Source organism: Neobacillus drentensis (genome assembly GCF_036965645.1).
Lineage (GTDB): Bacteria > Bacillota > Bacilli > Bacillales > Cytobacillaceae > Neobacillus > Neobacillus drentensis_D.
In genome coordinates this window covers 474-18,855 of record NZ_JBALPZ010000096.1, presented here as the reverse complement: position 1 = coordinate 18,855, position 18,382 = coordinate 474, and the positions used below count along the sequence as shown (strand labels likewise).

At 39.0% G+C, this 18,382-nt stretch carries 15 protein-coding genes, 13 tRNA genes and 3 pseudogenes; 1 reads left to right on the top strand and 30 read right to left on the bottom strand.

The genetic code is table 11. The features are described 5' to 3' along the window. Positions 1-263: 263 nt before the first annotated feature. From V7266_RS18795 to V7266_RS18760, 8 genes are all read right to left on the bottom strand, one after another. Positions 264-455, bottom strand: a complete 192-nt coding sequence (locus tag V7266_RS18795; RefSeq protein ID WP_335469836.1) for a YbxH family protein — start codon at positions 453-455, stop codon at positions 264-266. A 109-nt stretch (positions 456-564) separates the two neighbouring features. Then, entirely contained in the window at positions 565-3,234 is a 2,670-nt protein-coding gene (gene ppdK, locus V7266_RS18790; RefSeq protein ID WP_335469833.1) for a pyruvate, phosphate dikinase, read from the bottom strand. Between the two features lie 2 nt (positions 3,235-3,236). Then, entirely contained in the window at positions 3,237-4,052 is an 816-nt protein-coding gene (locus tag V7266_RS18785) for a pyruvate, water dikinase regulatory protein (RefSeq protein WP_335469831.1), read from the bottom strand. A gap of 16 nt (positions 4,053-4,068) precedes the next feature. Continuing rightward, entirely contained in the window at positions 4,069-4,716 is a 648-nt protein-coding gene (locus V7266_RS18780; RefSeq protein WP_335469830.1) for a helix-turn-helix transcriptional regulator, read from the bottom strand. A 218-nt stretch (positions 4,717-4,934) separates the two neighbouring features. Further along, positions 4,935-5,744 carry a bifunctional DNA-formamidopyrimidine glycosylase/DNA-(apurinic or apyrimidinic site) lyase gene (mutM, locus tag V7266_RS18775; RefSeq protein ID WP_335469828.1) on the bottom strand — a complete coding sequence of 270 codons (810 nt, stop codon included), beginning with the start codon at positions 5,742-5,744 and terminating at the stop codon, positions 4,935-4,937. Between the two features lie 128 nt (positions 5,745-5,872). After that, a tRNA-Ile gene (locus V7266_RS18770) sits at positions 5,873-5,946 on the bottom strand. Between the two features lie 8 nt (positions 5,947-5,954). Then, a tRNA-Gly gene (locus V7266_RS18765) sits at positions 5,955-6,028 on the bottom strand. A gap of 282 nt (positions 6,029-6,310) precedes the next feature. After that, positions 6,311-7,156 carry a zinc-binding dehydrogenase gene (locus V7266_RS18760; protein WP_420491451.1) on the bottom strand — a complete coding sequence of 282 codons (846 nt, stop codon included), beginning with the start codon at positions 7,154-7,156 and terminating at the stop codon, positions 6,311-6,313. Here V7266_RS18760 and V7266_RS18755 point away from each other — a divergent pair. Beyond that, positions 7,121-7,243 (top strand): annotated as a pseudogene (locus tag V7266_RS18755) (flavin monoamine oxidase family protein); the annotation flags it as partial. The gene V7266_RS18760 and the pseudogene V7266_RS18755 sit on opposite strands and share 36 nt — an antisense overlap. A 48-nt stretch (positions 7,244-7,291) precedes the next feature. Here the strand turns inward: V7266_RS18755 and V7266_RS18750 are convergent. From V7266_RS18750 to V7266_RS18645, 22 genes and pseudogenes are all read right to left on the bottom strand, one after another. After that, positions 7,292-7,488 (bottom strand): annotated as a pseudogene (locus V7266_RS18750) (NAD(P)-binding protein); the annotation flags it as partial. A gap of 410 nt (positions 7,489-7,898) precedes the next feature. Next, entirely contained in the window at positions 7,899-8,711 is an 813-nt protein-coding gene (locus V7266_RS18745; RefSeq protein ID WP_335469826.1) for a VOC family protein, read from the bottom strand. Between the two features lie 238 nt (positions 8,712-8,949). Further along, entirely contained in the window at positions 8,950-9,156 is a 207-nt protein-coding gene (locus tag V7266_RS18740; RefSeq protein WP_335469825.1) for a hypothetical protein, read from the bottom strand. Continuing rightward, a pseudogene (locus V7266_RS18735) lies at positions 9,156-10,266 on the bottom strand (flavin monoamine oxidase family protein). The gene V7266_RS18740 and the pseudogene V7266_RS18735 overlap by 1 nt, the downstream one beginning before the upstream one ends. A gap of 314 nt (positions 10,267-10,580) precedes the next feature. Beyond that, positions 10,581-11,783 carry a PLP-dependent aminotransferase family protein gene (locus V7266_RS18730; RefSeq protein ID WP_335469823.1) on the bottom strand — a complete coding sequence of 401 codons (1,203 nt, stop codon included), beginning with the start codon at positions 11,781-11,783 and terminating at the stop codon, positions 10,581-10,583. 256 nt (positions 11,784-12,039) lie between these two features. After that, complete coding sequence (locus V7266_RS18725; RefSeq protein ID WP_335469822.1) at positions 12,040-13,266, bottom strand: MalY/PatB family protein; 1,227 nt, start codon at positions 13,264-13,266, stop codon at positions 12,040-12,042. 298 nt (positions 13,267-13,564) lie between these two features. Continuing rightward, a complete protein-coding gene (locus V7266_RS18720; RefSeq protein WP_335469821.1) occupies positions 13,565-13,855 on the bottom strand; it encodes an aminotransferase class I/II-fold pyridoxal phosphate-dependent enzyme in 291 nt (96 codons plus the stop codon). After that, positions 13,806-13,958: a hypothetical protein gene (locus V7266_RS18715; RefSeq protein ID WP_335469885.1), complete on the bottom strand. Its 153-nt coding sequence runs from the start codon at positions 13,956-13,958 to the stop codon at positions 13,806-13,808. Before V7266_RS18715 ends, V7266_RS18720 begins: the two co-directional genes overlap by 50 nt. 2 nt (positions 13,959-13,960) lie before the next feature. Beyond that, complete coding sequence (locus tag V7266_RS18710) at positions 13,961-14,266, bottom strand: hypothetical protein (protein ID WP_335469820.1); 306 nt, start codon at positions 14,264-14,266, stop codon at positions 13,961-13,963. 213 nt (positions 14,267-14,479) lie between these two features. Then, entirely contained in the window at positions 14,480-15,877 is a 1,398-nt protein-coding gene (locus V7266_RS18705) for a PLP-dependent aminotransferase family protein (RefSeq protein WP_335469818.1), read from the bottom strand. Positions 15,878-16,075: 198 nt separating this feature from the next. Beyond that, entirely contained in the window at positions 16,076-16,651 is a 576-nt protein-coding gene (locus V7266_RS18700; RefSeq protein WP_335469817.1) for a DUF6241 domain-containing protein, read from the bottom strand. Positions 16,652-16,967: 316 nt separating this feature from the next. Then, a tRNA-Leu gene (locus V7266_RS18695) sits at positions 16,968-17,049 on the bottom strand. A gap of 26 nt (positions 17,050-17,075) precedes the next feature. Next, positions 17,076-17,149, bottom strand: a tRNA-Trp gene (locus tag V7266_RS18690). A gap of 5 nt (positions 17,150-17,154) precedes the next feature. Beyond that, positions 17,155-17,239, bottom strand: a tRNA-Tyr gene (locus tag V7266_RS18685). 15 nt (positions 17,240-17,254) lie between these two features. After that, positions 17,255-17,347: transfer RNA gene (locus V7266_RS18680), tRNA-Ser, on the bottom strand. A gap of 27 nt (positions 17,348-17,374) precedes the next feature. Continuing rightward, positions 17,375-17,451: transfer RNA gene (locus V7266_RS18675), tRNA-Met, on the bottom strand. A 23-nt stretch (positions 17,452-17,474) separates the two neighbouring features. Continuing rightward, positions 17,475-17,550, bottom strand: a tRNA-Ala gene (locus tag V7266_RS18670). A gap of 19 nt (positions 17,551-17,569) precedes the next feature. Continuing rightward, positions 17,570-17,646, bottom strand: a tRNA-Pro gene (locus tag V7266_RS18665). 48 nt (positions 17,647-17,694) lie between these two features. Continuing rightward, positions 17,695-17,783, bottom strand: a tRNA-Leu gene (locus tag V7266_RS18660). 5 nt (positions 17,784-17,788) lie between these two features. Beyond that, positions 17,789-17,863: transfer RNA gene (locus V7266_RS18655), tRNA-Gly, on the bottom strand. Between the two features lie 22 nt (positions 17,864-17,885). Then, positions 17,886-17,970: transfer RNA gene (locus tag V7266_RS18650), tRNA-Leu, on the bottom strand. Between the two features lie 36 nt (positions 17,971-18,006). Beyond that, a tRNA-Lys gene (locus V7266_RS18645) sits at positions 18,007-18,082 on the bottom strand. Between the last annotated feature and the right edge of the window lie 300 nt (positions 18,083-18,382).

Genomic DNA, 18,382 nt, shown 5'->3' with positions numbered 1-18,382 from the left:
CAATAGCTGCTCCCTGTTTGAGGATCGGCTTACGGACCATAATCCACCGCTTCTGCTTGCCGGCTCAAGGGTGGATTATTTTTTTTTGTGAAAGGACAGAATCGTGACAATGAGACTAGCAAACGATAAGCTAAACATCAATGCCTGAAAAACTGTCAAATGCATCACCCCCTTTCTATTAGGAGATGTGCCGTCCACCCTTGAGAAAACTATGCTATTGCATGTTCATTATAGCATTAATCAAATTATCGAACAAGTGTTCTTTAAATATTATGTTTATTGCAATAGTCATCCACTAATTCCTCGATTTGATCCATTTCAGGATATTTTCCGGAAAACTGAAATTGAATTTCTTCAATAAAGCTCTCTCGATTATACACATGAATCGCACCATTTTGTTGGATAATACTATATTCTGGTACAAATCGGTATCCGCTTCGTTCAATTGCCCCCATACTAATCCCCTTTTACATTTTTTTATAGTATTTGCTGAAAACAATGATATCATCCTTGGGCAAAAGAAAGAGGATGGTGCACGACACACACATCCTCTTCTTTATTCTATTATGCTGTAGTATATACCTCTTTTTTATTTAAATCATGACGAATGGTTGCCTGTGCGGCTGCTAAGCGCGCCAGTGGCACACGGTATGGCGAACAGCTGACATAGTCTAGACCCGTTCTGTAACAGAAATCAATCGAACTTTTTTCTCCGCCATGTTCGCCGCAAATCCCTGTTTTTAAGGAAGGTTTAGTCTCGCGGCCAAGTTTAACACCTGTCTCGACCAATTTGCCCACTCCATCCTGGTCAAGTACAGCAAATGGATTTTCCGGCAGTACTTTATTTTCAATATACGCTTGCAGAAATTTCCCTTCTGCATCATCACGGCTATAGCCGAAGGTGGTTTGTGTTAAATCGTTGGTTCCGAAAGAGAAGAAGTCTGCCTCCTCTGCAATTTGATCGGCCGTTAGGGCGGCACGAGGTATTTCAATCATCGTACCAATTGTATAATGAAAACTCTTACCGGTTTCTTGCTGAACAACATCTGCAGCATCCATCACCAATTGACGCATTTGCTTCAACTCATTCACATGCCCTACTAATGGGATCATGATCTCAGGCTGCACTTCCATCCCTTTTTCAGCTAATTTTGCTGCAGCATAAAAGATGGCTTTTGCCTGCATTTCATAAATTTCAGGATAGATCATTCCAAGACGGCAGCCGCGGTGGCCGAGCATTGGATTAAACTCATCTAATTGACGTACCTTTTTAAGCAATTGTTCTTTCTTTTTTAATTCTGCTGATTGAGGGTCTGTTAATTGAAGCTTGGTCACTTCTACTAATAGTTCCTCTTTATCTGGTAAAAATTCATGAAGCGGCGGGTCTAGTAAACGGATGGTTACCGGGAAACCTTGCATGGCTTCAAAGATACCTTCAAAATCGCCTTGCTGCATTGGCAACAGGTGGCCTAAAGCTTCCATTCTTTCTTGGTAATTATCCGCCAAAATCATTTTTTGGACGATTGGAATCCGCTTCAAATCCATAAACATATGCTCCGTACGGCATAGGCCAATACCGCCAGCACCAAATTCAAAGGATTTCTTTGCATCTTCCGGATTATCTGCATTTGCACGAACGCCAATTTTCCGCTCTTGGTCAGCCCAAGCTAAAAGGAGTTGGAATTCATCAGAAAGTTCCGGGTCAATCATTGGGATTTCACCAAGCATAATTTCCCCTGTGGATCCATCAATGGTAATAATATCCCCATAATTTACGACTGTTTTACCTACCGTAAATTGTTTTGCCCGTAAATCGATTTTTAACGACTCACAACCACAAATACAAGCTTTCCCCATCCCACGTGCGACAACAGCGGCGTGGCTGGTCATTCCTCCGCGGCTAGTTAAGATCGCTTGTGCGGCGACGATACCGTGAATATCGTCTGGCGTTGTTTCAGGTCTAACGAGGATCACTTTTTTCCCATCGTTCCCTAAAGTTTCGGCTTCATCAGCGTCGAATACTACCTGACCTGTCGCTGCTCCCGGAGAAGCCGGCAATCCCTTCGCTAGAATATCTTTTTCAAATTTGTCATCAATCCGGCGGTGGAGTAGTTGATTCAATTGATCAGGTTCTACGCGCAACAAGGCCGTCTTTTTATCAATTATTCCTTCTTGAACCATCTCAACAGCAATTCGAATTGCCGCTTGCGCCGTTCGTTTCCCATTACGTGTTTGCAGGATAAAAAGTTTGCCGCGTTCTACCGTGAATTCAATGTCTTGCATTTCTTGATAATGCTGTTCAAGAATTTTACATGTATCCGTAAATTGCTTATAAACCCCCGGCATTTCATCCTTTAATGTTGCGATGGGCTGTGGTGTCCGAATACCCGCAACCACATCTTCTCCTTGGGCATTTATCAAGTATTCTCCGTATAAAACATGCTCGCCTGTTGATGGATTTCGTGTAAATGCTACCCCGGTACCTGAATCGTTGCCCATATTGCCAAACACCATACTTTGAATATTAACGGCTGTTCCAAGGTGGTCTGGGATCTTATTCAAGCGTCGGTAGACGATGGCGCGCTGATTGTTCCAAGAATTAAAGACAGCGTTAATCGCAAGAAAAAGCTGTTGTTTTGGGTCTTGAGGGAAATTTTTTCTTGTATGCTTTTTGACAATCTCCTTATAGCCGCTAATCACTTCTTGCCAATCTTCTGCTGACATTTCCGGATCTGTACTATACCCTTTCTGTTCACGTGTTTCTTCTAAGTATTGCTCAAAGAAAAATGTATCAATTTCTAAGACTACATTACTAAACATCTGAATGAAGCGGCGGTAGGAATCATAAGCAAAACGAGGATTATTGGTTAGTGCTGCTAAACCAGCTACCGTTTCATCGTTCATTCCGAGGTTTAAGATGGTATCCATCATACCTGGCATTGAAAAAACTGAGCCAGATCGCACTGAAACTAAAAGTGGGTTTACAGGGTCACCCAGTTTTTTACCCATTTTTTCTTCTAAGCGGCCAAGGGCTTCTAGGGTTTGCTCTTCCACCTCTGTTGTAATGGTTTTACTAGCTTCATAGTAATCATTACAGGCCTGGGTCGTTAACGTAAAACCAAATGGCACTGGCAGACCTATTCTAGTCATTTCTGCAAGATTTGCCCCTTTACCCCCAAGTAATTCTCTCATATTTCCATTTCCCTCATGAAATAAGTAAACAAATTTCTCCATCTCTAAAAGCTCCTCTCTTTTTTTAATATATCTAGTATTAAGCCCGCTGTTTCTTCTACAGCTTTATTTGAGACATCAATGACAGGGCATCCTACCCGCTTCATGATTTTTTCTGCATGGTCAAGTTCTTTTAAAATCCTTTCAAAGCTGGCGTAGTTTGCCCTTGAGGCTAATCCTAACGCTCTCAGCCGTTCTTTGCGGATTTCATTTAATTTATCTGGTGAAATAATAAGCCCGATACAATTCTTTCTAGGTATTTGAAATAACTCATCAGGCGGCTGTACTTCCGGGACGAGCGGCACATTGGCCACTTTAAAACGCTTATGCGCCAAGTACATCGACAACGGTGTTTTCGAAGTACGCGATACCCCTATCAGGACAATATCGGCCTTTGTCAGCCCCCTTGGATCACGGCCATCATCATACTTAACGGCAAATTCAATCGCTTCTATTTTCCGAAAGTATTCCTCATCGAGCTTTCTCATTAATCCTGGACGGTGATGCGGTTCCTTATTAAATTTAGTTTCGAATGCATTCATTAATGGACTTAACAGGTCTACTGCCATAATTCCTTCTTCGCCTGCACGACGATCTAAATACTCTTTTAAGGATGGTATGACAATTGTATAAGCAATAATCGAATTCGATTTAAGCGCTAATAGTATAACGTCCTCAATATCTTCAAAGTCCTCCACATAGGAATTACGGCGAATGTCCACTTGGCCCCCGTTAAATTGTGTAGCAACTGCCTTCACAACAAACCCAGCCGTTTCCCCAACAGAGTCGGAAACCACATAGACCACTTCTTTTTGTGCCAAAATGACAGCCACCCCCTTAGTCTAATTTTTCATCCATCATTTCTAAATATGCCCGTGTAATCGTAGTCTTGGTAATTCGCCCCACTAGCAAATATGTATTCGCTTGTCCGTCAGCTTCTCGCACAACAGGAAGAGAATCAATGTGATTTTGGATCATTTTTTTAGCTGCCTCAAGCAGGGTTTCTTCCGGATAAATAGTGATAATATTTGGCATTCTCGTCATTATGACACTGACTGGTAACTCCGATAGATTTTGGTTACCAAGTGAGGCTCTGAGCAAATCCTTTCTAGAAATCACACCAGCTAGACGCCCATCAGAATCTACCGCGTATAGTGTACCGACATCCTCTAAAAATAATTGGACAATGGCATCGTATACGGAGGTTGATTTTCCGACTACAATGGGATGCGCTTTATAATTATTAACACTTTGGTGGAGGACTCTTTCGGCTTGGGGCTTAACCTTAAATTTGTCATTATAAAAATAACCAACGCGCGGTCTTGCATCGATATTTCCTGACATAGTTAAGATGGCTAAGTCAGGTCTTAACGCTGCCCTTGATAATGACAACTTATCTGCAATCTCTTTTCCTGTGATTGGCCCATTTTTCTTAACAATCTCAAGGATTTCATCCTGACGCTTTGAGAGTTTTATCTTTACCACCCCCCTTTATCCTATTATTATGATATAATATATGTAATCGTTTTAAATGTGTTATACTTATTTTTATTTAGTATATAACATTTAAATATAAAGTGAAATAGTTATTTGCAAAAAAATAAACATCATAAAGCAAAATAAAAAAGACATATGCGATATTCAAACATCGTTTATGTCTTTTAAAAAAATGTATGCCTTTATAGCTCTAACTAAATTTTTCCTTATTTCTGGCAATTGGGACAGTAGAAAGTTTGTCTAGAGGAGATCACTTCGATGATAATGGTTGTGCCGCACCGAAGGCACGGTTGTCCTTCGCGATCATAGACCTGGCATCGGTTATTAAACCCACCGGTTAAAGCGTCTCCTTTAAAGAGAGGATTATCCATATACCCGCCGTGCTTAATCCCATCTAGAAGAACATTTTTCATTGAATCGTAGAGTTTTATTTGATCATCATCCTTCATATCATCAATATCCTTAGTCGGTTTTATTCCAGCCTGAAAGCAAATCTCCGCTGAGTAACAATTTCCGATGCCGGCAATAAATGATTGATCAAGTAATGTGGTTTTTAAACGGCCATGTTTTGTATGGATTCTTTTTAAAAATTCCGCTAAAGTAAATTCCGAATTTAATGGTTCTGGGCCCAAGTCTGACAGCTTTTCCTCTGTTTGAGTCTGATTATGCAGGTGTAAATATCCTAACCGAAGACCGATAAAATAAAGATGATTTTGTCCAAATGATAGTCGAACCTGTATCGTTCGATTTGGTTTTTCTGATTCTGAGCCGAAAAACATCCATCCCCCCAACATTAAATGTAATAAAAGCGTTTGATCATTTTGCAACTGGAATAGAAGATGCTTGCCCCGACGTTTGATATCGACAATTCTCTGATGTTGAACCGTTTTTTTGAATAGGTCAGGATTAATATTAATGGATTTCTCACGGTTTATTTGTACATCTGTTATCACTTGATTTGCGATTTTATCTTTTAATAGGTTTTTATAGTTTTCCATTTCCGGGAGCTCAGGCAATTTGGACTCCTCCCTCATTTCATTTGCTTAATATCGTTCCCTATTTAAAGCAGAAAATAAAATAGAAAACTTTAGAAGACAAAAAAAAACCGAACATTAACCTGTTCGGTTTACTTTATTATTTATAGTGGGCCTAAATGGACTCGAACCATCGACCTCACGCTTATCAGGCGTGCGCTCTAACCAGCTGAGCTATAGGCCCATAATTTATGGAGCGGGTGATGGGAATCGAACCCACTACATCAGCTTGGAAGGCTGAGGTTTTACCAGTAAACTACACCCGCAAAAATTATTATTCTCAACGACGAATTTAATTATAGCATCCATGCGTTTATCTGTCTAGTATATTATATAAAAATGCTCGCGGTATTTTTTGTTCTTCTTCAGCCAATCTTTTTGAACAGTACTTTCTCCTAGATTAGTGTATTCCGATTGAGGAAGATACAAAGACTATCTTATATGTTGTTAGTTGCTATAAGAGATTGCGATAAAATGACGACAAAAAAGGGGTTCTTAAAGAACCACTTTTAGTCATGGAATCTATTAGTGACGTTTAATTTAAATATTCATTCAGAAATATTCAAAACAGCACGGAATCGTGTGGATGCTGCCATCATTTTATCGTATGCTTCGTTAGCACGTTCTAAAGGAAAAGTTTCAATCATTGGCCGTACATCAGTGAGAACACTAAAGTTAATGGCTTCTTGGATTTCTTTTGCTTGTCCTGTAAACGAACCCCTAACCGTTTTAGGTACTTTTAAAAAGTCCATTGCTGACAATTCCAATTGCTCACCAGAACCAGCTACAATAATTAGTTCACTGTCTGAACCTAGCCCTTTGATCAGAGAAGAAATAGCTTTGGCGTTCGGCGCAGTAGCTAGGATTACTTTGGCTCCACCTAAAGCCTGTAATGCTTGAGCTGGATCTTCTTTTTCTGAATTAATGTAGTGATGTGCCCCCAATTGACGTACTAGTTCTTCTTTAACACTACCACGCGAAATGGCAACCTTGCGAAATCCTGCTTTCTTTGCGTACTGAACAGCTAGGTGCCCAAGTCCGCCAATGCCTTGGATGGCTACAAGATCTCCAGGCCGTGCTTTGCTGTTTCTTAGTGCACTAAACGTTGTTTCACCAGCACACATAAGTGGTGCTGCTTCTAATGCAGATAATTCATTTGGGATGCTGGTCAAATTATCCTCATTGGCCACCATGTATTCCGCATAGCCACCGTCCATTGTCAGACCTGTTACATGATTATCTCCTCCATGGTATCCTATTCCAACCCGTTCACCAATTTTCCACTTCGTAGATTCAGTGCCAAGTTCTTCAACTATACCAATTACTTCATGACCAGGAATGCGGGGATACTTTGAGGCAAAAAGAAAATTATTTTTGCTGGAACAGAGACAAATTCACAATTTGGTGGACATCTTGAAGGTGCACTTCAGTCAGCTGAAAAGGCGGTTTTTGAAATTGTGAATTTAAATGATTCTTTTTGACATAATCTTATTTTAAATAATTATGTTGATGAGTGTCGTATCCGAACTATACTGCGGCCAGAACCATGTCGGCCGAGGTCAAAATTGCCTAGGTCAGGTCTTTTTGGATCAGCTGTGCTCAAAACCCTTCCGCCAATCCTATCTCTAGCTTCTAGAACCCTACATTTGATGCCCTTTGCAGTAAGTAGAGAAGCAGCCCGAAGGCCACTTAAACCAGCACCAACAATCACTATCGGATTTTTCATATACCCTCCTCTTTCCACCTTAATGGGTTCGTAAGCTTCATCCATCTTAAGTGTGTATAAACCTTCCATTTCACCAAAGAAATCTTCTTTAATTCGAATGATCTCTGAAAGTTGACTTTCATCGATACGCCATAAGGCGAATAAAAAATCAGTAACAGATGGATCAGCTACTGAAGAAATTGCATATGTCCCCTTTTTTGTAAACTTAACTAATCTTGAGTCATTGAGGACCTGAAGATGACGAGAAGCATTTTGAAAAAAGCGTCAAACAGGTGTCTCACCAAGGATTTGACGCTCCTTAAAATGAACATGTCAGGGCTTCCCCTTCCCCTGCCAATCTTATGTAAAATAAATTTTTAAAGTATTTCTTCCTTTGTTTTCACCATCGATCAACTAAACTTTTGAATATATTATTGGAACTTCCAATAACCATCCAACATTTCAGAAAAGTGACTTTGATTCGTGTCAGTAAGGTTCACTAAAAAAGGAGTCTCCCCTTTTTCTTTTAATACCTTAGCAGCCAGACCATCTCCAATTGGTGTACAAAATAATAAATTAGTTCCGTTCAATTTTAAAATTCTACAACGTGCATTGATTTCCGTATCAATATACTCCTCGCCTTGTTTAAGGCCAAACAATTTCTTCCAAATTTCTAATGTCTTGTCCAAATTATTTACGACAAAACCAACACTATCCAATTTTGGTTGGCCTAATATGTGTGACCCTATAAGTCCTTGGTCCTCTAATTCCGAATACCTTTCTTCATCTGATTTTTCCCATTCAATAAAAAATGGTAAAGAAACTTTGTTTTCCGCGTATTCAGGGAATAACAATGACCACCTGATTACGTGACCATCAGCACGAACTCTCTCCCCAGTAAGCGGTCCATATACTGTAAGTCCTTCTGCTTTAAGTTTTATTGCTAGTTCTTCAATTTTATTTGTTCGGATCGCTACTTTCGCAGGACCTTCCCGACTTTCTTTTGCTAGCTGTTCCACAATTTGCGTTATCAATCGATTTTCATCATGTTTTTCAGCTATTGATAAATTCTCAATTCCTAAAAATTCAATATAACTTAAGCCAAAATAGGTTAGGGTATTATATGTTCCCCAAGATTCATGACGCCCACCCTTTACAACATGAAGCCCTCTTTGTTTTAAGGGTGAAATGGCTATCTCTGGTTTCTTAAAGAACCAAACAAGGTGATCAAAGAAAAAATCCATTATAGTACTCCTATCACTCGATATTGTGTGTTAACATGGCTTCTATTCGGATGCTAATCTAATTATCGTTTGCATGAGACGTTTCAGTTTTACCCCGTTCTCTTGAATGGTCCGAACGGCTTCGAGGGCACCAAGAACTCCTAATGGCCCATCAAATTTCCCCCATTGAGGACGGAGTCAATATGCGACCCAGTCATAACAGATTTAGCTATTGATTCATTGGTTCCTGGCAAACGTCCTATAATGTTTCCTGCTTCATCCATCCGTACCTCCAGGCCCGTTTCCTGTATCCAATTGATGAGAAGCTTGCGGGCGGTAAGTCTTCCGGGGACAATGAAGTTCTGGTTACACCGCCACTTTCTTGTTTACCGATTTCGGCCAGCTCCATTAATTGAGACCAAATTCGTTCCGTATTGATCGAGATATTCGCGATCTGCTTTGCCATCAAGAAACATCCTTTGCATTTAAATTAATGATTTCAGCTACTGCCTGTTCAGCTGACTGAAGGGCACCTTCAAGATGTCCACTATATTCTGAATTCGTCTCTGTACCAGCAAAAATAATTTTCTTTTCCCATACACCTTCTACTGGTGGTGGACCATAGCTCTCGTAATCTTTAAGAGGACTTAAGTCTTCTTCAACAGTGGTTTCTGAATCGCTGGACCAATCTTTATAATAAATTGCCTTTTAATTTTTAGCTTCACTTCCAAAGAGCTTAACTAATTGGTCAACAACCAATTTTAAAATTTTATCTTGACCCATTTTTTTACGTGCTTCTGGAGGCATTCCAAAGAAACCAAATAATGCACCAGAACCTCTATTAGGAGAGGCATCATATATTTCTTCTAAGGGACCCACGGCACTTAATACATATCCAGAAAGTCCTAATTCTCTCCAGAAGGGACGTTCATAGACTGCAACTACCTTGGCCTGTCCCGCCATCACGTAGGTTTTTTTACAATGTCATTCATAAGATTTGGAGGGCGAGAAGGAGAAAATTCAATGTGACGCGCCACAAGACGAGGTGGAAATGCTAGAATAACAGCATCTGCAGGAATTTTTTTTCTCTTTCCATCAGAAAGTTCTGCTTCAACCGTGATATCACCAGCTTCATTCTGTTCAATATTCTTAACTCGCGTTTCTAGCTCAACTATTTCTGAGGGAATAGTCTCTGCTAGAGCATCAAAAAGAGACTGCACACCTCCAGTCAATCGGACCCATTTTTCGTCTGAATTTTCTTTCAGCACACAGCGCTCTGGCGGCTTGATTTGGAATCGTTCTATAAGTATTTCGCCTTTCTTATATTGTTCGAAAGTTTCTAAATTTAGTTCTTTTACAAGGTTAGCAATATGGTTCTCATACTGTGGCCAAAACCACGTTGGGCCAAGGTCAAATTTGTCAGGTCAGGTATGTTTGGATCAGAAGTACTCAAAACCCTACCACCAATCCTATCTCTTGCCTCTAGAACCCTACATTTAATGCCTTTTTCAGTAAGTAGTGATGCAGCACGTAGGCCACTTAAACCTGCAACAACAATGATTACAGAATTGTTCATATTTGTCCTCCTTCTGACAGTGTCTATGTTGTAAAAACGTAATTTTGAAAAGGATATTCCTTGTTATATTAGTCCCTTTTAAATGAGCTTTCCCTATGTGAAATAATGTATTTTCACGATTGGACCAATTTTCAAATTTCATTAATATATCACCTGTATTTTAGTAGGATATTGTTGAGTTGAAAATTTAAGGTTGGTTGCTTGTTGTAGAGAAAATACCCAGCATTTAGCCATTAACTTAATGAAATGTATAAATATGGCCATAAGACTTTGTTTCTTTGTGTGTCTTCCCTGGTTAGACTGTCTGTTCTGAATTATAAAAGAGTTGTTTCTTTTTCTAACTCACGATGCAATACTTCTCCCATAAGCTTCATACCTTCATAAATTTTCTCTTTAGGCATATTCGAGTAATTTAATCGTAAAGAATTTATCTTTGTTCCATTCGGAAAGAATGGGGCACCAGGAACAAAAGCAACATTATTTTCCAAACATTTAGCGAATAATTCCCCAGAATCAACAGACTCAGGAAGCTTTATCCAAATAAATAATCCACCTTCTGGCATACTATAGTTTATATTTTTTGGAAAAAATTCTTTGATACAAGATAACATAGATGTGCATCTTTCTTTATAAACTGCTTTGATTTTATTAATGTGTTCTTCGATATTGTAAAGCTCCAGATACTTAGCTGTAATTTTTTGAGCAAAGCTATCAGTATGTAAGTCAGCTGTTTGCTTAAAAGCAACGTACTTTTCAATGAAAGATTCGTCTGCACAAATCCATCCAAGTCGTAGACCGGGGGTAAAAATCTTTGAAAAGGTACTTATATAAATTACCCTACCCTCTGTGTCAAAATGTTTAACAGGCGGGAGTGCCTCTCCAGCAAATCTTATAGCTCCATAGGGATTATCCTCTACAATCAGTACATCATATTGATTAGCGAGCTCAATCATTTTCTTTCGTCTTTCGAGTTTTAATGTGCGACCTGTAGGGTTTTGGAAATCTGGAATCGTATAGATAAATTTCGTGTTAGGATGCTCTGACAGCTTTTTCTCTAGCTCTTCCATAACCATTCCATTATCATCCATAGCTAATTCAACAAATTTGGGATTGTATGACTTAAATGCATTAATGGCTGCAAGATAGGTTGGGCTTTCACAAATAATAGTATCTCCATCATTGATGAAAATCCTTCCAGTAAGGTCGATTGCTTGCTGGGACCCTGATGTGATAAGAACATTTTCAATAGTAGAGTCGATTCCAATAGCTTTCATCCTTTGACAAATAACTTCTCTTAAAGGAATATATCCTTCAGTCGTACTATATTGAAGAGAAGACGCACCTTCTTCATTCAATACAACATTGCATACATCCTTAAGAGCTTCTACAGGAAACAACTCTGGAGCTGGCAAGCCTCCCGCAAAAGAGATAACTTCTGGCCTTTCTGTTACTTTTAATATTTCACGTGTCTCTGAAGGTTTTACTAAGTGAGTTCTCTCAGCAAATTTATTTTCCATTTATCATCATTCCTTTTTTATTTTAGTAATGTAGTACATTTAACAATTATTTTTAAAAGATTAATAGCTACCTTTTCCCTAAAATACCCTGAATTTTCAGTTACTTTCTATTAGACCTTACTCTGATTATCCTCCAACTAGATTTAAAACATTTTAACACGCAACAAAAAAACCATACAACATTATAATTGTATGGCAAACAATTTCTTTCTCCTTTTCCTTCTGTTGGTATGTCAAATCCATAATGGGAGGCTGCTCAAATAGAGAGCAAAGATGGTACATTCATTTTATCATTTTCTTTTAAGAGTTTTGCTTCTCTAATAATGTTTGTAATCGCTATTTTGACAATCTCAGGAGTCGTTGCCAGGTTCAGTCTGACGTATCCTTTATAATCTGTACCAAACCATTCCCCAAAGTCCACAGCAAGTCGACAGCGGTCTTGAATAAATTCTTTTGTCTTTTCTTTTGGAATAATTTTATTTAGGTCAATAAACATTAAATATGTTCCTTCCATAGGTGTAACTGTAATTTCCGGAAGCTCTTTATTAAGGGTATCTCTTGCATAAACAAAGTTTGAATAAATAACGCTCTTCAAGGATTCTAACCACTCACCTCCGCCAGAATAACCTGCCTCTGTCGCAGTAAGTCCCATTGTATTAAAATCTGTCTGATTCACTGTTTTTATATATTTATCATATTTTCCTCTTAGTATATCGTCTGTAATGATAATATTGGAATGAATCAGTGCTGCCAGGTTGAAAGTTTTTGAGGCAGAATTCACTGTTATGATTATATCCCGATATTTTCCACCCTTAACTACTGCGGCAGGAATATGTTTATGATTATCGAAAGTAAAATCCTGATGAATTTCATCTGATACAATCAAAACGTTATGTTTCTTGCAAATTTCAAATAGTTTATCTTGTTCTTCTTCCGTCCATACTCTGCCAGCTGGGTTATGTGGAGAACAGTGTATATACAGTTTGGCACGGCTATCGATGATTGCTTGTTCGAAACGGTCATAATCAAGGGTAAAATAACCGTTATCATTATTTAATGGACAAGTAATTAGTTTCCGACCACAATCACGAACGGCATTATGGAATGGATAATATACTGGAGTAAGAATGGTTACAGAATCTTCAGGTTCAGTAAAAGCATTAATAAACCAGTAAAGCGCAGCAACGACACCAGTCGAATAGCGAATCCATTCTTTTTTCAATGGGAAAGAATGTCTTTCCTCCATCCATTTGAAGTATGCATCAAAATAACTTTGTGGAACGTAAGAATAACCAAACACACCATGGTTCACGCGATTTGTAAGTGCTTCTGTAATGGAATCTGATGTCCTAAAATCCATGTCCGCTACCCACATGGCAAGTAAGTCTGGATCTCCAAAGCGCTCTTTTAATAAATCCCATTTTAAAGATGTTGAATTATGTCTCTCTACTTTATATTTTTCTATAAATTCTTCATTATTCATGTCTAGTCTCTCCCTTTTTTACAACTGATAATATAATAATTCCCCCAAATCAACAGATTCAGGAAGCTAAACCCCAATAAATAACCCTTCTCCTGGCTTAACTGCAAGATCTTCGATACTAAAACTACCTTTCTAAAAAGCTAATTCTATAGCTTTACTCTTCGAACCAGATTTTAATAATAGTTACAAACAAAAACCATACAATTTTATAAATTGTATGGAAAAATATTAAAAACTACCAATTATACTCTATTCTAACACATCATTTAAATCTAAAGTCTGTATCCCATCTTCTGTTTCAAAAAAAGGAATTCCTATTCCGAATATGTTTTTTATCCATCCTTAGGAGATCACAATGAATCTCATCTGAGATAATCCACAAATCGTTTTTGACACATATATCGCCCAATCTTCTAAGCTCTTCTTTAGTCCAAACTCGACCTGTAGGATTATGTGGATTACACAAAATAAAGAGAGTTGTTTTTTCATCGGCTGCTTTCCGTTCAAAATCCTCAAAGTCAATACTATAGCGACCATTATCATTTATTAGGTCTGAGCATACTTTCACGGTGATTATAGTCTGCTGCATATTTAAAATAGGCATATGAAGGAGTTAAAAAAATAACCTTTTCATCTCGCTTGCAGATATACTCAACAAGTTCAAATAAAGCAGGGATTATTCCGTTAGACATTACTAGATGTTTCCTTTCAAAACTCCATCCATATCTTCTAATACACCAATCACAAAAGCTTTATAATAAGAATCAGATAGTACACGGGTATAACCAAATATATTTTTATCCAATCTTTCTTTTATTCCATCAATGATTACCTGTGGTGTTGCAAAATCCATATCTGCCACCCACATTCTGATAAACTCCTCATCTTTGTAAGGAAACGTCATCAAACCATCGTTGTCACCGAAAATATAGCCCCGGAAACCATCTGTACTCATTGCATTTGTTTTTCTTCTGTCAATAATTTCGTCAAAATTGTACATAAGCTCATCACGCCTTCTAAATTTTTATTAAGTCTAATTAACCGGTTAAATGTTCTGCTCTAAGTATCATAATATTTAGATAACATATATTATTGGGACCCTCTATCTGTAATCATCTTAACACCCACAAAAAAGCCATACAACTCTATGAGTGTATGGCGAACAATATTATATTGTGTGGCAAACAATCACAATGTTGTATGGCGAATAATATTAGGGAAGATCGTTTAATAAACGTTTAATAATCATTAATCCTTGCTCAAGCTCTTCAAGCGTTTCTGGTGCACAGACAGAAATCCTTACAGCCCGCTCTGGACTACTATTTCCAACTACAAACCGTTCAGCGGCATACACTTGCACCCCTTGCTGTGCCGCTAACGTTTCAAATTCAGCACCTGTAATCTTGCCTGGTAATAGCAACCAACGAAAAATACCTGTTTCAGCACCCAAACACATATAGTCTGCCAAATATCGATTTACAACTTGGTTTATGCGAATGGTTCGTTTCCGATGCTCCTCAATTAAGACTTCAAACTGGTTCGATACAATAGTTCGTGCAGCTAGTTCTGCTAATAAAGGGGAAACTGATATATTCAAATTATAAAGCGCCTTTGAAATTAACTCCTTAAATTGGTTCGGCACCGCTACATAAGCTAGTCTTAACCCCGGGGCTATTGATTTCGATAAACTTGCAATATGGATGACCTGTTCTGGTGCAAATGATGCAATTGCTGGAAGTGTTTTTTCTTTGTGAAGATGATATGTCGCATCTTCAATAATGAACTTATTATACTTTTTGGCAATTGTTGCAATGGCTTTTCTATTCTCTACTGACATACAGCGAGTTGTCGGATTATGATAATCTGGTATTAAGTATATGCCTCTAATATTCTCATTTTTACACGCATATTCAAAGGCATCTGGACTCATTTCATAGTTCTCCGATTTTATCGGTACTATTTTCAAACTAAGCATCGCTGCAACAGTTTTTAATCCCGCGTAAGTATGATGATTGGCACCAATGCAATCTCCAGGGTGACAAAGACTCGCCAATGTGGCCGCAATCGCATTTTGGCCCCCATTTGCAAATAAAATATGATCAACTGTTGTTTCAAACCCGCCTCTTCGGATAAGCTTTACTGCGGCATCCTTTTGCCAAAGACTTTCGCCTGCTCGACCATAACCAAACCATTTTTCATAATGCGGCTCTTGCAACATACCTCTCAGTTGGTTCAGGAGAGGCTCGTAAGAAGCATTATCTGGTAGTGTTGCTCCCATCTCAATTAAATGCTTTGGCTTTGTTTCTTCAAGTAAATACGCATTCGATAACGCATCATATGAAACAAAGGTGCCACTTCCAACAGATGAACTTAACAATCCCTTTAATTCACAGACTTTAATAGCTTTTGAAATGGTACTCAAATTTAAATCTAAATAATCGGCCAATTCTCGCTGTGGGGGAAGTTTTGTACCAGGTATTAAAACTCCGTTTAAAATGTCCTGTTTTAATTGCTCTGCGAGTGCTTTATAAATTGGCTTTTTGGATTTATCAACGGATGGCTTCCAGCTCATCGGATAGTTTTCAAAAGAATTAATCGGCATGATACTCATCCTTTTTCATACAATTATAAGATTGTGTCGTTTATAACTCAATTATAATTTCCTTTATATTTTATGCCTATTAATGAATATCCGAGTAGACAATCATTGAGTAGTAAGATTTGGGATAAATTCATTTTATAAAATTTGAATTTATGTATTATAGCAAAAAAATAAGCCCCAGGAAGTTCAGAAGCCTATCTGTATTGCCTATTGCCAATCTCTTTTATTAATTTGTAAACCCTTGTCACCAAAGAAGGTCTGAATGTATTTTTGTTCCTCATCTTGAGCTCTCACTTTAGTTGGAAGACCACCCTCAGCAGCTCTTGTCTTTTGGACTGATGAAAGGTCGTTTTGGATGTCAGAGAAGTCACCTTTCAACCATTTGTCTAAGATTTTTTGATAAAGTTCTGAAGCCTTGGTTTCAACTACTTTGTTTTTCAAGTACTGAAGATTGGCTCGATTCATCTGGTATCTTTCAATAGTAGAAGGAGTGTTCGGTGGAGTGAAGTCTTTTTCTCCTTTAACTTCAAGCTTCTGAAGAGCTAACGTTATTGTTGCATAGTAGAAGAAGTCATCATCTTTCTGGATGCTTGCTAGGTTAGAAAAGGTCTTTGCTGCTTCATCTAACTCTACTTGACTAACTTTATGAACTTGTTGAGTGACTACTTGTTTAGTAGTTGTGGCTGCTGCTTCTTTTTTCTCTCCATTTAATGAAAGAACTGCGTATGTACCTCCAATTACAATTGCTAATCCAAAACCTGTATAAATAAGAGTTTTTTTCATTATTGTGCCCCCAAATATCTATCTGTTTTCTTTTTAAGTTCTTCGCTAACTTTACCATATGTTTCCTAAACATTGCCATTCTACAGCGCATGCGTATAAAACAAATAAAAAATAGCCTTATACAGACTGTAAATAATCATCATCAACATTAGATGAATTTCGGGTGTTGTAGAACAACTAATACTACTCATTTCCCCTTCTTTTCATTCTTCTACTTCAAGGCATAAGTTTTTAAACACACGATTTTTGCAGTGTTAACAATACAAAAAGACTTCCAACTAATTCGTTGAAAGTCTTGATACATCTACATTTATGATACCGATGGTCGGGGTCGAACCGACACTCCTTGCGGAACACGATTTTGAGTCGTGCGCGTCTGCCAATTCCGCCACATCGGCAAGTGTTAATCATCAAAGAAATATTATGGCAGGGGCAGTAGGAATCGAACCCACACTGAAGGTTTTGGAGACCTTAGTTCTACCTTTAAACTATGCCCCTAAAAGTGGTGGAGGGGGACGGATTCGAACCGCCGAACCCTGAGGGAGCGGATTTACAGTCCGCCGCGTTTAGCCACTTCGCTACCCCTCCAAAAAAATATAAAAATGGCGGAGGAAGAGGGATTCGAACCCCCGCGCGGTTTAACCCGCCTGTCGGTTTTCAAGACCGATCCCTTCAGCCGGACTTGGGTATTCCTCCATTTTTAAAAAAACATCTTTATATTAATGGTAGCGGCGGAGGGGATCGAACCCCCGACCTTACGGGTATGAACCGTACGCTCTAGCCAGCTGAGCTACACCGCCATTATATTGTTTTTAAAAAGATATGGTGGAGTCTAGGGGGATCGAACCCCTGACCTCCTGCGTGCAAAGCAGGCGCTCTCCCAGCTGAGCTAAGACCCCATTTTAAGTAAGAAGTACATGGTCGGGAAGACAGGATTCGAACCTGCGACCCCTTGGTCCCAAACCAAGTGCTCTACCAAGCTGAGCTACTTCCCGAATTATGAAAGTTATTTTGCTTTCGCAAATTTTACTTCGTAAAAATCTTGGTGCCGAGGACCGGAATCGAACCGGTACGGTAGTCACCTACCGCAGGATTTTAAGTCCTGTGCGTCTGCCAGTTCCGCCACCCCGGCACTTTTGGAGCGGAAGACGGGATTCGAACCCGCGACCCCCACCTTGGCAAGGTGGTGTTCTACCACTGAACTACTTCCGCATATTAAACATTCTAAAAACTTTGGTGCGGGTGAAGGGAGTCGAACCCCCACGCCTTGCGGCGCCAGATCCTAAGTCTGGTGCGTCTGCCAATTCCGCCACACCCGCATATATGGTAAGTTATTTTGCTGTCGCAAAAAACTATGGTGAGCCATGAAGGACTCGAACCTTCGACCCTCTGATTAAAAGTCAGATGCTCTACCAACTGAGCTAATGGCTCATACTAAGATGATTTCTACCAGCTATTTTGTGGTAAGTCAGATGCTCAAAAGAACTCACGTTCTTTCTCGCAGATTGCCCGCAGAAGCTGAATCACAGATGTCTGCAATCTGCTCTACCAACTGAGCTAATGGCTCATACAAAGATGATTTCTACAAACTTATTTGTGGTAAGTCAGATGCTCAAAAGAACTTGCGTTCTTTCTCGCAGATTGCCCGCAGAAGCTGAATCACAGATGTCTGCAATCTGCTCTACCAACTGAGCTAATGGCTCGTACAAAGGAAAAGTGCCGGCGAGAGGA